The following is a 16,559-nucleotide window of genomic DNA, read 5'->3' on the forward strand; positions in this document are numbered from 1 at the left end:
CTGCTGATTGTGCGCACTTTCCAAAGCTGGCTAGGATTAGGTCGCTGCCTCCCTGGGCAGCTCCCACCTATAACAAAAAGGGGAAAGGTGTATGAGTGAGCCCGTCATGCGGCGCACCCCGTCCGGCCTCACCGTGGAAAGCCTCCACAAGCCGACGTTCCGCTTCCAATCGCCGCTGGCCAAAGCGCTCTCGCTGTTCAGTGTGCTCTCCGTCCTTGCAATAGCCGCTGCGCCCTTGACCGCATCCGCACTGGCCGCCGACGCGCCGGTACTCTCCATTCAGTCGCCCAAGGCCGTGAGCAGCCTGTTGCTCGATGTCGCCCATGCCGGCAAGCGCCTGGTAGCCGTCGGCGACCGTGGCCACATCCTTTACTCCGACGACAACGGCAAGTCCTGGACCCAGGCCAAGGTGCCGACCCGCCAGATGCTCACCTCTGTCTATTTCCTCGACGACAAGAAGGGCTGGGCCGTCGGCCATGACGCGCAGATCCTCGCCAGCGAGGACGGTGGCGTCACCTGGACCCAGCAATTCGAAGACCTGCAGCGCGAAGCACCGCTGCTGGACATCTGGTTCAAGGACGCCAACACCGGTTTCGCCGTGGGCGCCTACGGTGCCCTGCTCAGCACCCGCGACGGCGGCAAGAACTGGGAAGACGTCAGCGACCGCCTGGACAACGAAGACCAGTACCACCTCAACGCCATCGGCGCGGTGAAGGATTCCGGTCTGTTCGTGGTGGGGGAGGCGGGCAGCATGTTCCGCTCCGCCGACTGGGGCGAGACCTGGGAACGCGTCGAGGGCCCCTATGAGGGCTCGCTGTTCGGCGTCCTCGGCACTGCCGAGCCGGGCGTCGTGATCGCCTATGGCCTGCGCGGCCACCTGTTCCGCTCCGCCGATTTCGGCAGCACCTGGGAAACCGTGCCGCTGAAGACCAGCAATGGCGACCTGGAATTCGGCCTGTCCGGTGGCGCCCTGCTGCCCGACGGCAGCCTGGTGGTGGTCGGCCATGGCGGCAGCGTGCTGAAGAGCACCGACAGCGGCCGCACCTTCAAGGTGGTGAACCGCAGCGACCGTATGTCGCTGGCCAGCGTCATCGCCGATGAAAAAGGCAACCTGATCCTGGTGGGACAGGGCGGTGTACGCGTAGCGTCGCCGACCGGCGCCGAGCTGGGCCAACTATAAGAAAGGCGGAGAGTTTCGATGACTACCCATCACCAGGACAAGGCGACGTTCCTCGAACGCCTGATCTTCAACAACCGGCCGGCGGTGATCGTCATCTGCCTGCTGGTCAGCATCTTCCTCTTCTGGCAGGCCCTGCAAGTGCGGCCCTCCACCAGCTTCGAGAAGATGATCCCGCTGCATCATCCCTATATCCAGAAGATGCTCGAGCATCGCAACGACCTGGCCAACCTGGGCAACACCGTGCGTATCTCGGTGGAAGCGGTCGACGGCGACATCTTCACCAAGGAGTACATGGAGACCCTGCGGCAGATCCATGACGAGGTCTTCTACATCTCCGGCGTCGACCGTTCCGGCCTGAAGTCCCTGTGGAGCCCGAGCGTTCGCTGGACCGAAGTGACCGAAGAAGGCTTTGCCGGCGGCGAGGTCATCCCGCAGACCTACGATGGCTCCCCGGCCAGCCTGGAAGAGCTGCGCAACAACGTGCTCAAGTCCGGCCAGATCGGCCGCCTGGTGGCGAACAACTTCAAGTCCAGCATCATCGACGTGCCGCTGCTGGAGTCCTATCCGGACCCGAAAGACCAGGGCAAGCTGCTGAAGCTCGACTACCGCCAGTTCTCCCATGAGCTGGAAGAGAAGATCCGCGACAAGTACCAGGCCCAGAACCCCAACGTGAAGGTCCATGTGGTGGGCTTCGCGAAGAAGGTGGGTGACCTGATCGACGGCCTGATCATGGTGGTGCTGTTCTTCGGTATCGCCTTCCTCATCACCCTGGTGCTGCTCTACTGGTTCACCTGGTGCATCCGAAGCACCATTGCCGTGCTCTCCACCACCCTGGTGGCGGTGATCTGGCAGCTGGGCCTGATGCACAGCGTGGGCTTCGGTCTCGATCCCTACTCGATGCTGGTGCCCTTCCTGATCTTCGCCATCGGCATCTCCCATGGCGTGCAGAAGATCAACGGTATCGCCCTGCAATCCAGCGGTGCCGACAATGCCCTGACCGCGGCGCGGCGCACTTTCCGCCAGCTGTTCCTGCCGGGCATGATCGCCATCCTCGCCGACGCCGTGGGCTTCATCACCCTGCTGATCATCGACATCGGCGTGATCCGCGAGCTGGCCATCGGTGCGTCCATCGGCGTGGCGGTGATCGTCTTCACCAACCTGATCCTGCTGCCGGTGGCCATCTCCTATGTGGGCATCAGCAAGAAGGCCGTCGAGCGCAGCAAGAAGGACGCTAATCGCGAGCATCCGTTCTGGCGCCTGCTGTCCAACTTCGCCCATCCGGTGGTAGCGCCCATCTCCGTGGTCATCGCCCTGATCGCCTTCGGCGGCGGCCTCTGGTACAGCCAGAACCTGAAGATCGGCGACCTCGACCAGGGCGCCCCGGAGCTGCGTCCGGACTCGCGCTACAACCAGGACAACAACTTCATCATCAACAACTACTCCACCAGCTCCGACGTACTGGTGGTCATGGTCAAGACCGGCCCCGAAGGCTGCTCCACTCATGAGGCCCTGGCGCCGGTGGACGAGCTGATGTGGAAGATGGAGAACACTCCGGGCGTGCAATCGGCCATCTCCATGGTCACCGTCTCCAAGCAGGTGATCAAAGGGATGAACGAAGGCAACCTGAAGTGGGAGACCCTGTCCCGCAACCAGGATGTGCTGAACAACTCGATCAGCCGTGCCGAAGGCCTGTACAACTCCGATTGCTCCCTGGCACCTGTGCTGGTGTTCCTCAACGACCACAAGGCCGAGACCCTGTCCCGTGCCGTGGCCACCGTCGAGGCGTTCGCCAAGGAGCACGAGAAGGAAGGCCTGCAGTTCCTCCTGGCGGCAGGCAACGCCGGCATCGAAGCGGCCACCAACGAGGTGATCGCCCAGGCCGAGCTGACCATCCTGATCCTGGTGTACATCTGCGTTGCCGCGATGTGCCTGATCACCTTCCGCTCCATCGCCGCGACGCTGTGCATCGTGCTGCCGCTGATCCTCACTTCGGTGCTGGGCAACGCGCTGATGGCCTGGCTGGGCATCGGCGTGAAAGTGGCAACGCTGCCGGTGATCGCCCTGGGCGTGGGTATCGGTGTCGACTACGGCATCTACATCTACAGCCGCCTGGAAAGCTTCCTGCGTGCCGGCCTGCCGCTGCAGGAGGCCTACTACGAGACCCTGAAGTCCACCGGCAAGGCCGTGCTCTTCACCGGCCTCTGCCTGGCCATCGGCGTGGCGACCTGGATCTTCTCGGCCATCAAGTTCCAGGCCGACATGGGCCTGATGCTGACCTTCATGCTCCTCTGGAACATGTTCGGTGCCCTGTGGCTGTTGCCGGCCCTGGCGCGCTTCCTGATCAAGCCCGAGAAACTGGCGGGCAAGGTCGGCGGTTCGCTGCTGGCGCACTGAGCCTTCTCAGCTGGATGAAAAACCGCGGCCCAGGCCGCGGTTTTTTTATGGGCGGGGCTTGTAGGAAGGGCAAAGGGCAGGCCTGCGGCCTGCTTTCGCGAATGAATTCGCCCCCACAGGAAGAGCGCCGCAGCTGGGCTTCTGCGCGAGCAGCCCCTCTCCCTCTGGAAGAGGGCTGGGGTGGAGACCGAGTCCGACTGCGAATACGAGAGGCAGGCCTGCGGCCTGCTTTCGCGAATGAATTCGCCCCCACAGGAAAGGCGCTGCAGCTCGGATTCTGCACGAGCTGCTCCCTCTCCCTCTGGGAGAGGGCGGGGGTGAGGGAAGCCGAGTCCGACTGGGAGTACGAGGGGCAGATCTGCGGCCTGCTTTCGCGAATGAATTCGCCCCCACAGGAAAGGCGCCGCAGCTCGGATTCTGCACGAGCTGCTCCCTCTCCCTCTGGGAGAGGGCGGGGGTGAGGGAAGCCGAGTCCGACTGGGAGTACGAGGGGCAGATCTGCGGCCTGCTTGGCGACTGAAGTCGCCCCTACAGGGGGGGGGCGGGTCTACCGCGGATAGAGCGGCGGCAACTGGCTGGGCTCGCTGGCCACCTGCTCCCGCGCCTGCGGGGCGGGGAGGGCGCGGATGGCTTTCCACAGGTCCTCGCCTTGCCAGTGCTGGCCGGCCTCGCTGTAGAGCGCGCCGTTCAGGCCGTCCATGGCATCGGACAGGGGCACGAAGCGGGCGGCCATGTCGGCCAGGGTTTCCGGCTGCTGGCGAGCCCAGGCGTCGAGGGCCTGGCGGGTGGCGTGGGAATCGTTGGACTGGCAGGCGCGGCGCAGGTCGTCCAGCAGGGTGCGCGGGCTCGGGCCGGCCTGGACGGGGGGCAGGATGGCCGGCTGGCGGCGGGCGCGCCACCAGAGGCCGAAGCCCAGTGCCGTGGTGCAGGCGAGCAGGGCGCAGGCCAGTTGCCAGGGCCAGAGCCGGGCCTGGGCGCCGGCATTGCCGGCCATTGCTGCATCGGCGGGCGCTGCGCCGGACTCCAGTTCGGGGTTGCTGGCCACTTCCAGGGTGCGGGCTGGCAGTTCGCTGCGCTCCAGGCGATCGTCCCGGGTGTTCCACCAGGTCACTTCCACCGTCGGCAGTTCGAGGCGGCCGTTGTTGATGGGCACGAGAGCCTCGCGATCTTCGCGGCTGCCGATCAGCCCGCGCTCGTCGATCTTGTTGGCCACCTGCGGCTGGTCGGGGTAGCGGCGCAGGCCTTTGGCCTGGGTCGCGGGCAGGGGCGGGATCTGGGCGCTGGAGAGCCCCTCCACCTGCAGCAACAGGCTGCGGGTCAGCGAGTCGCCGGTCTGCGCGCCCTTGGGGTCGGGGCTCCAGGACTCGGTGAGGATCAGGTTGCGCGCCGGCAGCCAGGGCGCGTCGGCCGGGTACTCGGCGGGCTTGGGCTTGACGGTCAGGGGTATTCGCGGCGAGTTCACCCTCGTGAGCTTGCCCGGCCTGGGCCCGAAGGGCTGGTAACCTTCCTGGCTACCGGGGTCGACCAGGGTGGCGCTGAACACTTGCGGAGGAATGTCCAGTAGGCCGCTCTTCTGCGGGAAGAGCGCGTAGCGCACTTCGATCACACCGTGCCGAACGCCATTGATCTCCTTCTCGTAGGTGCGCGGGTCGCCCAGCTGCTCGACGCGGGCGTCATCCATCTGCAGCGGGCTGAGGCTGCTGTCGTCGTAGAGCGAGACCGAGTGGTAGATGCGCAGGGTGAGGATGGCCTGGGCCTGCACATAGACGCTGTCCTGGTCGAGGCTGGCATCGATGAACACCGGCGCCAGGTTGCCGCTGCCGGCGTTCTCGGATTTCTGGACATGCAGTGTGATGGGCGCGCTGTGGACCTCGCCCAGCTTCAGTGCCGGGATGGTGACGAAGCCATTCTGGCGTGGTCGCAGGGTGATGATCCAGCGGGTGGCGCGGTCATTGTGGCCGTTCAGCGTGCCCAGCTGGTTGATCTGGCGCGTACCGAGCACTTCGAACTGGGCTTCGAGCGGGGTCAGGTCGGGTTTGCCGAACAGGGTCGGGTCCGAGGACTCCAGGGTCAGCTCGACGGTCTCGCCTTCGCTCAGGCGGGTTCGGTCGACGTTGGCGGTGAATCCGGCAGCCTGCGCGCAGAGCGCCAGCAGGCTGAGGAGGAGGGTGCAGAGCAGGCGCGTCATCATTGTTCTTCCTGGCGCTGTTGCTGTTCGTACCAGAACTTGCGGCGCAGCAGTTCGGCCGGGTCATCCGGGATCTGCCGCAGCCATTGTTCCAGGGCCTGGCGGCGTTCGTCGCCCAGGGGTTCGGCGCTGGCTGTCCGGGGCTGGGTAACATCCGTGTCCAGGGCGTCTTCGGCAGTTCCGCCGGCTCCCTGCTGCGTGGGCGTCGAGTGCTTGGCCTCGCCATTGCCCTGCTGCATGGTGGATTCGCTGGCGCTCTGTTCGCCTCCCTGTTGCCGGGCGGCGTCCTGTTCGCCGCTCTGGCCAGCCTGCTGCTGGCGGTCGGTATGCTGGGCCTGGGTTTCGCGCCGGCGCAGCAGCTCCTCCACCAGCGCCTTGTTCTTCTGTGCTGCGGCCAGGTCCGGCTGACGCTCCAGGGCCGAGTCGTAGGCGTCGATCGCCGCCTCCAGTTCGCCGGCATGGGCCAGGGCGTTGCCGCGATTGTAGTGGTCCGCCGCGCTGTCGCCCTGGGCGAAGCGGGCGGCAGCCTCCGCATAGTCGCCGGCCTGGTAGAGCGCCATGCCTTGCCAGCGCGGGTCGATGAAGCGCCGCGCGGCTTCTGCCGGGCGCTGGGCCTCCAGCAGGCGCTGGCCTTGCTGGTCGGGGCGCAGCCAGAGGTCGTCGAGTTCCAGGGCCAGGCTGGGGCGCGGCAGCACCAGAAGCAGGGGTAGGCAGAACAGCCAACCGCGACGGCCGGCGCAGGCAGCGATCAGCAGCAGGGGCAGGAGCAGCCAGTGTCCCTGGTCGGCCCAGGCGGCCAAGCGGGCGACCTCGCCGCTGGCCCGCAGGCTGCTGGGACCGTCCAGCAGGCGCAGGCTGCGCAGGTCGCCGTCGTCCAGCCGGGCGCTGGCATAGCGCCCGCCCAGGTTGGACGCGAAGCGCCGCAGTTGGGCGCTGTCGAGTTTCGGCAGGAGGATGGCGCCCTGGTCGTCCGTGAGGAAGCCGCCATCCTCTTCGGCGACGGGCGCTCCGGCTGCGGTGCCGATGCCGAGGATGGCCAGGCGCTCGCCCCGGGAGCCCAGGGCCTTGCGGATGCCGGCCTGTTCCTGCTCGTCCAGGCTGCTGGCGATCAGCAGCAGGCGTCCCTGGCCCTGGGCGCCCTGTTCCAGCAGCGCGAGGGCCTTGCTCACCGCCAGGTCGGCGCGCTGGCCATGCTGCGGCATGATCGAAGGCTTGAGGGCGTCGATCAGGTTGAGGCTGGTCATCAGGTCGTCGGACAGCGGCACCACGCTGTGGGCACTGCCGGCGTAGACCACGATGGCGGTTTGCGCGTCGCGGCGCGCCTCGAGCAGGTCGCGGAGCTTGCGCTTGGCCTGCTCCAGGCGGGTCGGTGCGATGTCGGTGGCGAGCATGGACGGCGTCAGTTCCAGCAGCACCACCAGCGGGTCGGCGCGTTTCTGGGTGCTCTGTTCCATCAATTGCCAGCTGGGCCCGAGCAGCGCCAGCAGGCACAGCAGCCAGGCCAGGCCCAGGGCCAGCCAGGGCAGGCGGCCGCCGCGACGGCTGCCGCCATTCAGCAACCAGGGCTGGAAGGCGCGGGGCAGCAGTTGCTCCCAGCGGCCGCTGCGACGCTCGCGGTGCCAGAGTTGCCAGAGCAGCCAGCCCAGCAGGGGCAGCAGGAGCAGCCAGGCCGGGCGCAGCCAGTGGGGCCAGAGCTCGATCATGTGCGCCTCCGCAGCCATTGCGGGCGTTGTTGCAAGGCGTCGGGCCAGAGTACGCGGCAGACCAGGAAGAGGCTCAGCAGCAGGGCGCCGCCCAGGGGCCAGCTGTAAAGGGAATAGGCCGGGCGCGCCTGGCTGGCGCGCTGGGTCACTGGCTCCAGGCGGTCGAGGACCTCTTCGATTGCCGCCAGCTCCTTGCTGTTGCGGGCACGGAAGTAGCGGCCGCCGGTCTGCTCGGCGATGGCGGTGAGGGTGGGTTCGTCCAGGTCCATGCTCGGGTTGAGGCCGAGGATGCCGAGCACGTCGCTCTGCTCCGGATCGGCGCCGATGCCGATGGTATAGATCTTCACCTGCTCCTCGGCAGCCAGGCGGGCGGCGGTCAGGGGTTCGATCTCGCCGCCGGTGTTGGCGCCGTCGGTGACAAGTACCAGCACCCGGCTGTTGGCCGGGCGTTGGCGCAGGCGCTTAACCGCCAGGCCGATGGCATCGCCAATGGCGGTGTTCTTGCCGGCGATGCCGATCAGCGCTTCGTCCAGCCAGGTGCGCACGGTCTGCCGGTCGAACGTCAGCGGTGCCTGCACGTAGGCCTGGCTGCCGAACAGGATAAGGCCGATGCGGTCGCCGCGACGGCCATCGATGAACTCGCCCATCAGGTGTTTCACCAGGGTCAGGCGGCTGACGTCCTCGTCCTCCCATTGCATGTCGGCGTAGTCCATGGAGCCGGACACATCCACCGCCAGCAGCAGGTCGCGTCCGCTGGTGGGTAGCGGCTGCGGCTCGCCCACCCATTCCGGGCGCGCGCCAGCCGTGAGCAGCAGCAGCCAGAGCAGGGCGAAGGGCGCCTGCTGGCGCCAGGCCGGCAGGTTGGCGCGGGCGCGGCGGCCCACCAGGCTTTCGAGGTCGGCGAGGAAACTGACCTGCAGCGCCGCTTCGCCGCTATCGGCCGGTGGCAGCAGCAGGCGCAGCACCCAGGGCAGCGGGGCGAGCAGAAAAACCCAGGGCCAGGCGAACTCAAACATGTTTGCGGATCCAGGTATCGACGGACTGGTAGAGGCCGTTGATCGCCTTGTCGTCCAGCTTGCACAGCGGACGGTAGGCGCCTTCGACGAGGATCATCCAGCGCGTCAGGCCGGCGGCCGGACAGCGGTTGTCCAGGTAGGCCAGCCAGGCGCGGCCGCTGAGGGTATGGCTGTGATCGCCTGGATAGTGCATGCGGCAGAGGCGCTTGAGCAGGCCGTTGAGCTCCTGCAGCCAGGGGCCGGCCGGTGCGCCGTCATAGGGCTTGGGCAGGCGTGCCAGCTCTTCCAGGGCCGACTGGCGCAGTGGGTCCAGGGGCTGCTCGGGTTCGGCGGCGGCCTTGCGCCCGGCTTGCCGCCACCAACGCCACAGGGCCCAGGCCAGCAGCGCGAGCAGGGGCGGCAGGCACCACCAGCCGGGGGCGGGCGGCCACCAGGGTATCGCCGCCGGAGCGATCAGCGGCTCCAGCCCATCCAGCGGGGTCATCGCGCGCCGCCCTTGTGCTGCAGGTAGTCGCGCAGTTGCTCGATCATGCCTTCCTGGGTGGAGAGCGGCAGCAGCAGTACGCCGAGCTTCTGCGCCAGGCGCTCCCAGCGCGCGGTGCGGGCTTCGCCCATTTCTCGGTAGGCCTGGCGCAGGTCGCTGGCGTGGGTGTCCAGCTCCAGTTGCGCGCCCTGTTCGGCGAAGCGCAACAGGCCGGCGGCGGGCAGGGCGTGGTCCAGAGGGTCGGAGACGGGCATCAGGATCAGGTCGGTATGCCGGGCGAGCAGGGCGATCTGCTGCTCGGCGGTGTCGGACAGGGTGCGTTCGTCGCAGAGGATCACCACCAGGCTGCCCGGGCGCAGCACCTCGCGGGCACGGCGCAGGGCCAGGCTGAAGCCTTCGCGCTGGACCGCCGTCGGGCTGCCGAGGGCCTGGTTGGCGCGGGCCAGCCGGCTGAGCAGCTGCAGCAGGCTCTGCTTGCTGCGCCGTGGCTTGATTTCATGGTGTTCCTGGTCGCTGAACACCAGGCCGCCGACGCGGTCGTTGTGCCCCAGGGCGGCCCAGCCCATAAGGCTGGCGGCCTGGGCCGCGAGCACCGACTTGAACACCAGGCCGGTGCCGAAGAACAGGCGGTGGCTCTGTTCGACCATGATGAATACCGGCCGCTCGCGCTCCTCGTGGAACAGCTTGGTATGGGGCTCCTGGGTGCGCGCCGTGACGCGCCAGTCGATGGTGCGCACGTCGTCGCCGGGTTGGTAGATCCGCACCTGGTCGAAATCCACACCGCGTCCGCGCAGCTTGGAGTGGTGCAGGCCGATCAGCGGACTGCGCCGCGCCGGGCTGGAGAACAGTTGCACCTCCCGCACCCGGTGGCGCATGTCGATCAGCTCGGCCAGGTCGACGTGCACGCCCGCCGCGCTGGGCGCGGGCGGAGCGGCGCCCGGGGTCGCCGGACGGCGCTTCCTGACCCGGAACTTCCAGGCCTCCGCTCGCAGGCGCATCAGGCTACCGCCACCACATCCAGGATGCGCTGGATCACACGGTCCTGGTCGATGCCGGCGGCTTCTGCCTCGAAGGAAAGGATCAGGCGGTGGCGCAGCACGTCGAAGAGTACCGCCTGGATGTCCTCGGGGCTGACGAATTCGCGGCCAGCCATCCAGGCATGGGCGCGGGCGCAGCGGTCCAGGCCGATGGAGCCGCGCGGGCTGGCGCCCCAGGCCAGCCACTCGGCCAGCTCGCTGTCGAACTTGGCGGGGGTACGGGTGGCCATGACCAGGTGCACCAGGTACTCCTCCACCGCGTCGGCCATGTAAAGGCCGAGGATTTCCTTGCGCGCGGCGAAGATCGCCTGCTGGCTGACCTGGTGCTCGGCGCGGGTTTCGCCGTGCAGGGCCTCGCCGCGGGCCTGCTGGAGGATCTTGCGTTCCACCGAGGCGTCCGGGTAGCCGATGCGCACGTGCATCAGGAAACGGTCGAGCTGGGCTTCGGGCAGCGGGTAGGTCCCTTCCTGCTCGATGGGGTTCTGGGTAGCCATCACCAGGAACAGTGGCGGCAGGGAGTAGGTGCAGCGGCCGATGGACACCTGGCGCTCGGCCATGGCCTCCAGCAGCGCGGACTGCACCTTGGCCGGCGCCCGGTTGATCTCGTCCGCCAGCACCAGGTTGTGGAAGATCGGTCCCTGCTGGAACACGAAGCTGCCGTTCTCCGGACGGTAGATCTCGGTGCCGGTGATGTCGGCCGGAAGCAGGTCCGGGGTGAACTGGATGCGATGAAATTCCGCCTCCACACCGTCCGCCAGGTCCTTGATCGCCTTGGTCTTCGCCAGGCCGGGCGCGCCTTCCACCAGCAAGTGACCGTCTGCGAGCAGGGCGATCAGCAGGCGGTCGATGAGTTTTTCCTGGCCGAGGATCTGGGTGGAAAGGAAGTTTCGAAGAGCGACTAGCGCTTCACGGTGTTCCATCGATGGGCTCGTTGAGGTGGAGAAGGGAGACCGTCTAAGGCTCCGGTGGTGGGGCATAACTTTAATCCAGACCAGGGTGGGCGGCCTAGAAGAGCCTGAATTCGGGCGTTGGTTCCGTGATGGCGGAGAGGTTTACATGGGCCTTACACAGGGTGCCGGGCGGACGCGGATTTCCGTAGGCTGGCGATGAGCCAGGCGCAGACATCATGCTCCTCCGCCTGGCAGGGCCCGCTCCATGAACGAATATGTCGCAGCGCCGTAAGCGCGCTGCATCGCTCCCTCGTTAAGCTTTCGCGGCAATGGTGACCGCCGGGTCGCAGTTGTCCCCCGGCATTCACCCGGAGCGGGGCCACACTGCCCGGATCGACCTGTGGCCCTCTCTCCGCTTATTAAGCGTTCTACGCTTAACCCCAACAAAACGAGCCTAGCGGAGCAAAACCATGACGTCCTTCACGGCAGCCAGCAAAGCCGACTTCCAGCATCAACTGCAAGCGGCCCTGGCGCAGCACGTCAGCGAAAAGGCGTTGCCACAAGTAACCCTGTTCGCCGAGCAATTCTTCGGCATCATCGCGCTCGACGAACTGACCCAGCGTCGCCTGTCCGACCTGGTCGGCTGCACCCTGTCGTCCTGGCGCCTTGTGGAGCGCTTCGACCCCGCCAGCCCGGAAGTGCGGGTATTCAACCCCGACTATGAGAAGCACGGTTGGCAATCCACCCACACGGCCGTTGAAGTGCTGCACCCGGACATCCCCTTCCTGGTGGATTCGGTGCGCATGGAGCTGAACCGCCGCGGCTACAGCATCCACACTCTGCAGAACAACGTGCTCAGCGTGCGCCGCAATGCCAAGGGCGAGCTGCTGGAAGTCCTGCCCAAGGGCGGCCAGGGCAAGGATGTGCGCCAGGAATCGCTGATGTTCCTGGAGATCGACCGCTGCGCCAACAATGGCGCCATGAAGACCCTGGAAAAGGCCCTGCTGGAAGTGCTGGGCGACGTCCGCGTCACGGTCGCCGACTTCAAGCCGATGAAGGCCAAGGCCCAGGAACTCCTGACCTGGCTGGACAAGGCCAAGCTCAAGGTCGACAAGGAAGAGTTGGCCGAAGTGAAAGTGTTCATGGAGTGGCTGCTGGACGACCACTTCACCTTCCTCGGCTATGAAGAGTTCACCGTGGCCGAAGAAAACAGCGGCGGCCACCTGGTCTACGACGAGAAGTCCCTGCTGGGCATTTCCAGGCTGCGCCGCGCCGGGCTGAAGAAGACAGACCTGCATATCGAGTCGGAGGCCCTGGCCTACCTGCGCGGGCCGATGCTGCTGTCCTTCGCCAAGGCTGCCGAGCCGAGCCGCGTGCACCGTCCGGCCTACCCGGACTTCGTCTCGATCCGTGAGCTGGACGCCAAGGGCAACGTGGTCAGGGAGTGCCGCTTCATGGGCCTCTACACCTCGGCCGTGTACGCCGAAAGCGTCGAGCGGATTCCTTACATCCGCCGCAAGGTGGCGGAGATCCAGCGTCGTTCCGGTTTCGACGCCAAGGCGCACCTCGGCAAGGAACTGACCCAGGTGCTGGAAGTGCTGCCGCGCGACGACCTGTTCCAGACCCCGGTGGACGATCTCTTCTCCACGGCGATGTCCATCGTGCAGATGCAGGAACGCAACAAGATCCGCCTGTTCCTGCGTCGCGACCCGTACGGCCGCTTCGCCTATGCCCTGGCCTATGTGCCGCGTGACGTGTACTCCACCGAGACCCGCCTGAAGATCCAGCAGATCCTGATGGATCGCCTGCAGGCCAGCGACTGCGAATTCTGGACCTTCTTCTCCGAATCGGTGCTGGCCCGTGTGCAGTTCATCCTGCGCCTGGACCCGAAGAACAAGCTGACGGTGGATACCGCGCTGCTGGAGAAGGAAGTCATCCAGGCCTGCCGCTCCTGGAAGGACGACTACGCCAGCCTGGTCAACGAGAGCTTCGGCGAAGGGCAGGGCACCCGCGTGCTGGCCGACTTCCCGAAAGGCTTCCCGGCCGGCTACCGCGAGCGTTTCGCCCCGCACTCGGCGGTGGTGGACATGCAGCACCTGCACAGCTTGTCCGACGAGCGCCCGCTGGTGATGAGCTTCTACCAGCCGCTGACCCAGGGCGAGCAGCAGCTGCACTGCAAGCTGTACCACGCCGACACCCCGTTGGCCCTGTCCGACGTCCTGCCGATCCTGGAGAACCTCGGCCTGCGCGTGCTGGGCGAATTCCCCTACCGCCTGGCGCGCCAGGACGGTCGCCAGTACTGGATCCACGACTTCGCCTTCACCAGCGCCCTGGGCGACGAAGTCGACCTGCAGCAGCTCAACGACACCCTGCAGGACGCTTTCGTCCACATCGTCGGTGGCCATGCCGAGAACGACGCCTTCAACCGCCTGGTGCTGACCGCCGCCATGCCCTGGCGCGACGTTGCCCTGCTGCGCGCCTATGCCCGTTACCTGAAGCAGATCCGCCTGGGCTTCGACCTGTCCTACATCGCCAGCACCCTGCTGAACCACGCCAACATCGCCAAGGAGCTGGTACGTCTGTTCAAGACCCGCTTCTACCTGGCGCGCAAGCTGGCGGCGGACGACCTGGAAGACAAGCAGCAGAAGCTGGAACACGCCATCCTCGGTGAGCTGGACAACGTCGCCGTGCTCAACGAAGACCGCATCCTGCGTCGCTACCTGGACCTGATCAAGGCGACCCTGCGCACCAACTTCTACCAGCCCGACGCGGCTGGCCAGAACAAGTCCTACTTCAGCTTCAAGCTGAGCCCGCGCCTGATTCCCGATATCCCGCGCCCGGTGCCCAAGTTCGAGATCTTCGTCTATTCGCCGCGCGTCGAGGGCGTGCACCTGCGCTTCGGCGACGTGGCCCGGGGCGGCCTGCGCTGGTCCGACCGCGAGGAAGACTTCCGCACCGAAGTGCTGGGCCTGGTGAAGGCGCAGCAGGTGAAGAACGCCGTCATCGTGCCCATGGGCGCCAAGGGCGGCTTCATCCCGCGCCGCTTGCCGGTGGGTGGTTCCCGTGACGATATCCAGAACGAGGCCATCGCCTGCTACCGCATCTTCATCTCGGGCCTGCTGGACGTCACCGACAACCTCAAGGAAGGCAAGGTGGTGCCGCCGGCCAACGTGGTGCGCCACGACGCCGACGACCCCTACCTGGTAGTGGCCGCCGACAAGGGCACCGCGACCTTCTCCGACATCGCCAACGGCATCGCCCTGGAATACGGCTTCTGGCTGGGCGACGCCTTCGCCTCGGGCGGCTCCGCCGGCTACGACCACAAGGGCATGGGCATCACCGCCAAGGGTGGCTGGGTCTCGGTGCAGCGTCACTTCCGCGAGCGCGGCATCGACGTGCAGAAAGACCATGTCACTGTGATCGGCATCGGCGACATGGCCGGTGACGTATTCGGCAACGGCATGCTGCTGTCGGACAAGCTGCAGGTGGTGGCCGCGTTCAACCACATGCACATCTTCATCGACCCGAATCCGGAATCGACATCCAGCTTCGCCGAGCGCAAGCGCCTGTTCGAACTGCCGCGCTCGTCCTGGGCCGACTACGACGCCAAGCTGATCTCCGAGGGTGGCGGTATCTTCCTGCGCGCAGCCAAGAGCATCGCCATCAGCCCGCAGATGCAGCAACGCTTCGAGATCGAGGCCGACAAGCTGACCCCCACCGAGCTGCTCAATGCCCTGTTGAAGGCGCCGGTCGACCTGCTCTGGAATGGCGGCATCGGCACCTACGTCAAGGCCAGCAGCGAAAGCCATGCCGATGTCGGCGACAAGGCCAACGACGCCCTGCGCGTGGACGGTCGCGATCTGCGCGCCAGGGTGGTGGGAGAGGGCGGCAACCTCGGCATGACCCAGCTGGGTCGCGTCGAGTACGGCCTCAATGGCGGCGCCAGCAACACCGACTTCATCGACAACGCCGGCGGTGTGGACTGCTCGGACCATGAGGTCAACATCAAGATCCTGCTCAACGAAATCGTCGCCAACGGCGACATGACCGGCAAACAGCGCAACAAGCTGCTGGCCGAGATGACCGATGACGTGGGCAACCTGGTGCTCGGCAACAACTACAAGCAGACCCAGGCGCTGTCCCTGGCGCAACGCCGCGCACGGGAGAAGATCGGCGAGTACAAGCGCCTGATCGCCGCTCTGGAAGCGGCCGGCAAGCTGGACCGCGGCCTCGAGTTCCTGCCCTCGGACGAGGAACTCAACGAGCGCATCGCGGGCGGCCATGGCCTGACCCGTCCGGAGCTGTCGGTGCTGATCTCCTACAGCAAGATCGACCTCAAGGAATCGCTGCTGAAATCCCTGGTGCCGGATGACGACTACCTGGCCCAGGAGATGGAAACCGCCTTCCCGGCGCGCCTGGCAGACACCTTCGGCGACGCCATGCGCCGTCACCGCCTGAAGCGCGAAATCATCAGCACCCAGATCGCCAACGACCTGGTCAACCACATGGGCATCACCTTCGTGCAGCGCCTGAAGGAGTCCACCGGCATGAGCGCGGCCAACGTGGCCGGCGCCTACGTGGTGGTGCGCGATGTATTCCGCCTGCCGTACTGGTTCAAGCAGATCGAGGCCCTGGACTCCAAGGTTCCCGCCGATCTGCAGCTGACCCTGATGGATGAGCTGATGCGCCTGGGCCGCCGCGCGACCCGCTGGTTCCTGCGCAGCCGCCGCGAGGACCAGGACGCCGCCCGCGACGTTACCCACTTCCAGCCGCGCGTGGAGGCCCTGGCCGGCCGCCTGGACGAGCTGCTCGAAGGCCCGTCCCGCGAGCAGTGGCTGGCACGCTTCCAGGCCTATGTCGAAGCCGGCGCGCCGGAAGACCTGGCCCGGGTAGTGGCTGGCACCAGCCACCTCTACACCCTGCTGCCGATCATCGAAGCCTCGGACGTCACCGGCAAGGACACCACCGAAGTCGCCGCCGCCTACTTCGCGGTCGGCGGGGCGCTGGATCTGTCCTGGTACTTGCAGCAGATCACCAGCCTGCCGGTGGAAAGCAACTGGCAAGCCCTGGCGCGAGAAGCCTTCCGCGACGATCTGGACTGGCAGCAGCGGGCGATCACCATATCCGTCCTGCAATCGAACGACGGTCCGGTGGAAATCGATGAGCGCGTGGCCTATTGGCTCGACCAGCACCGTGCGCTGGTGGAGCGCTGGAAGGCCATGCTGGTCGAACTGCGCGCCGCCACCGCTACCGACTACGCCATGTACGCGGTGGCCAACCGCGAGCTGATGGACCTGGCCCAGAGCGGCCAGCACGGGGTGTGCATTCCCTGATGCCTCTGGCCATGTAAGTGTTTAGTGCTCTCAGCCCCGCTTCGGCGGGGCTTTTTTTTGGCTATGTCTGCGTTAGCTGTTGCAGCACCGAATAGAGGCGGTTAGTACGGCTCTTTCAGACCTGGGCACCGGCCTGACACATCCCTCTCCCCCGGCCCCCGCCCTGCGCCCCAGCCTGATCGCTTCGCGCTCAGTCGCTCATCGGCACCGGAAGCGGTGCTTCCGAACGCGTACCTCTTCGCCCCGCAGGCGGGCGAGGGGTAACTTAGCTGGCGAGTCCGGAGCAAACCTGAAGCTCATACAGGTCTGAAACCGAGCAGCGAGGGTGGGGCCG

At 66.5% G+C, this 16,559-nt stretch carries 9 protein-coding genes; 3 read left to right on the forward strand and 6 right to left on the reverse strand.

Annotated features, from left to right (window positions below; translation table 11 throughout):
- Positions 1–91: 91 nt before the first annotated feature.
- Together E8F11_RS25875 and E8F11_RS25880 are read left to right on the forward strand one after the other, a co-directional pair.
- On the forward strand, positions 92–1,180 hold the full coding sequence (locus E8F11_RS25875; RefSeq protein WP_280291774.1) for a YCF48-related protein: 1,089 nt from the start codon (positions 92–94) through the stop codon (positions 1,178–1,180).
- An 18-nt stretch (positions 1,181–1,198) separates the two neighbouring features.
- Positions 1,199–3,574: an RND family transporter gene (locus E8F11_RS25880; protein WP_280291775.1), complete on the forward strand. Its 2,376-nt coding sequence runs from the start codon at positions 1,199–1,201 to the stop codon at positions 3,572–3,574.
- 547 nt (positions 3,575–4,121) lie between these two features.
- Here E8F11_RS25880 and E8F11_RS25885 read toward each other — a convergent pair.
- From E8F11_RS25885 to E8F11_RS25910, 6 genes are all read right to left on the reverse strand, one after another.
- On the reverse strand, positions 4,122–5,762 hold the full coding sequence (locus E8F11_RS25885) for a BatD family protein (protein ID WP_280291786.1): 1,641 nt from the start codon (positions 5,760–5,762) through the stop codon (positions 4,122–4,124).
- Complete coding sequence (locus tag E8F11_RS25890; protein ID WP_280291776.1) at positions 5,762–7,465, reverse strand: VWA domain-containing protein; 1,704 nt, start codon at positions 7,463–7,465, stop codon at positions 5,762–5,764. The genes E8F11_RS25885 and E8F11_RS25890 overlap by 1 nt, the downstream gene beginning before the upstream one ends.
- The gene (locus E8F11_RS25895; protein WP_280291777.1) at positions 7,462–8,481 is read right to left on the reverse strand and encodes a VWA domain-containing protein; all 1,020 of its coding nucleotides are present in this window, start codon (positions 8,479–8,481) and stop codon (positions 7,462–7,464) included. The genes E8F11_RS25890 and E8F11_RS25895 overlap by 4 nt, the downstream gene beginning before the upstream one ends.
- A complete protein-coding gene (locus E8F11_RS25900; protein ID WP_280291778.1) occupies positions 8,474–8,965 on the reverse strand; it encodes a DUF4381 domain-containing protein in 492 nt (163 codons plus the stop codon). Before E8F11_RS25900 ends, E8F11_RS25895 begins: the two co-directional genes overlap by 8 nt.
- Positions 8,962–9,840 carry a DUF58 domain-containing protein gene (locus tag E8F11_RS25905; RefSeq protein ID WP_280291787.1) on the reverse strand — a complete coding sequence of 293 codons (879 nt, stop codon included), beginning with the start codon at positions 9,838–9,840 and terminating at the stop codon, positions 8,962–8,964. The genes E8F11_RS25900 and E8F11_RS25905 overlap by 4 nt, the downstream gene beginning before the upstream one ends.
- A gap of 122 nt (positions 9,841–9,962) precedes the next feature.
- Positions 9,963–10,922: a MoxR family ATPase gene (locus E8F11_RS25910; RefSeq protein ID WP_280291779.1), complete on the reverse strand. Its 960-nt coding sequence runs from the start codon at positions 10,920–10,922 to the stop codon at positions 9,963–9,965.
- 440 nt (positions 10,923–11,362) lie between these two features.
- Between E8F11_RS25910 and E8F11_RS25915 the strand changes: the two genes are divergently transcribed.
- The gene (locus E8F11_RS25915; RefSeq protein WP_280291780.1) at positions 11,363–16,225 is read left to right on the forward strand and encodes an NAD-glutamate dehydrogenase; all 4,863 of its coding nucleotides are present in this window, start codon (positions 11,363–11,365) and stop codon (positions 16,223–16,225) included.
- Positions 16,226–16,559: the final 334 nt, after the last annotated feature.

The organism is Pseudomonas sp. BN417 (assembly GCF_029871205.1).
In the GTDB taxonomy this organism is placed as follows: Bacteria; Pseudomonadota; Gammaproteobacteria; order Pseudomonadales; family Pseudomonadaceae; genus Metapseudomonas.

What these genes read in the sequence shown, in the direction of transcription:
- E8F11_RS25875 (WP_280291774.1), top strand. Translation starts at nt 92, where the DNA reads ATGAGTGAGCCCGTCATGCGGCGCACCCCGTCCGGCCTCACCGTGGAA.
- E8F11_RS25880 (WP_280291775.1), top strand. Translation starts at nt 1,199, where the DNA reads ATGACTACCCATCACCAGGACAAGGCGACGTTCCTCGAACGCCTGATC.
- E8F11_RS25885 (WP_280291786.1), bottom strand. Translation starts at nt 5,762, where the DNA reads ATGACGCGCCTGCTCTGCACCCTCCTCCTCAGCCTGCTGGCGCTCTGC.
- E8F11_RS25890 (WP_280291776.1), bottom strand. Translation starts at nt 7,465, where the DNA reads ATGATCGAGCTCTGGCCCCACTGGCTGCGCCCGGCCTGGCTGCTCCTG.
- E8F11_RS25895 (WP_280291777.1), bottom strand. Translation starts at nt 8,481, where the DNA reads ATGTTTGAGTTCGCCTGGCCCTGGGTTTTTCTGCTCGCCCCGCTGCCC.
- E8F11_RS25900 (WP_280291778.1), bottom strand. Translation starts at nt 8,965, where the DNA reads ATGACCCCGCTGGATGGGCTGGAGCCGCTGATCGCTCCGGCGGCGATA.
- E8F11_RS25905 (WP_280291787.1), bottom strand. Translation starts at nt 9,840, where the DNA reads ATGCGCCACCGGGTGCGGGAGGTGCAACTGTTCTCCAGCCCGGCGCGG.
- E8F11_RS25910 (WP_280291779.1), bottom strand. Translation starts at nt 10,922, where the DNA reads ATGGAACACCGTGAAGCGCTAGTCGCTCTTCGAAACTTCCTTTCCACC.
- E8F11_RS25915 (WP_280291780.1), top strand. Translation starts at nt 11,363, where the DNA reads ATGACGTCCTTCACGGCAGCCAGCAAAGCCGACTTCCAGCATCAACTG.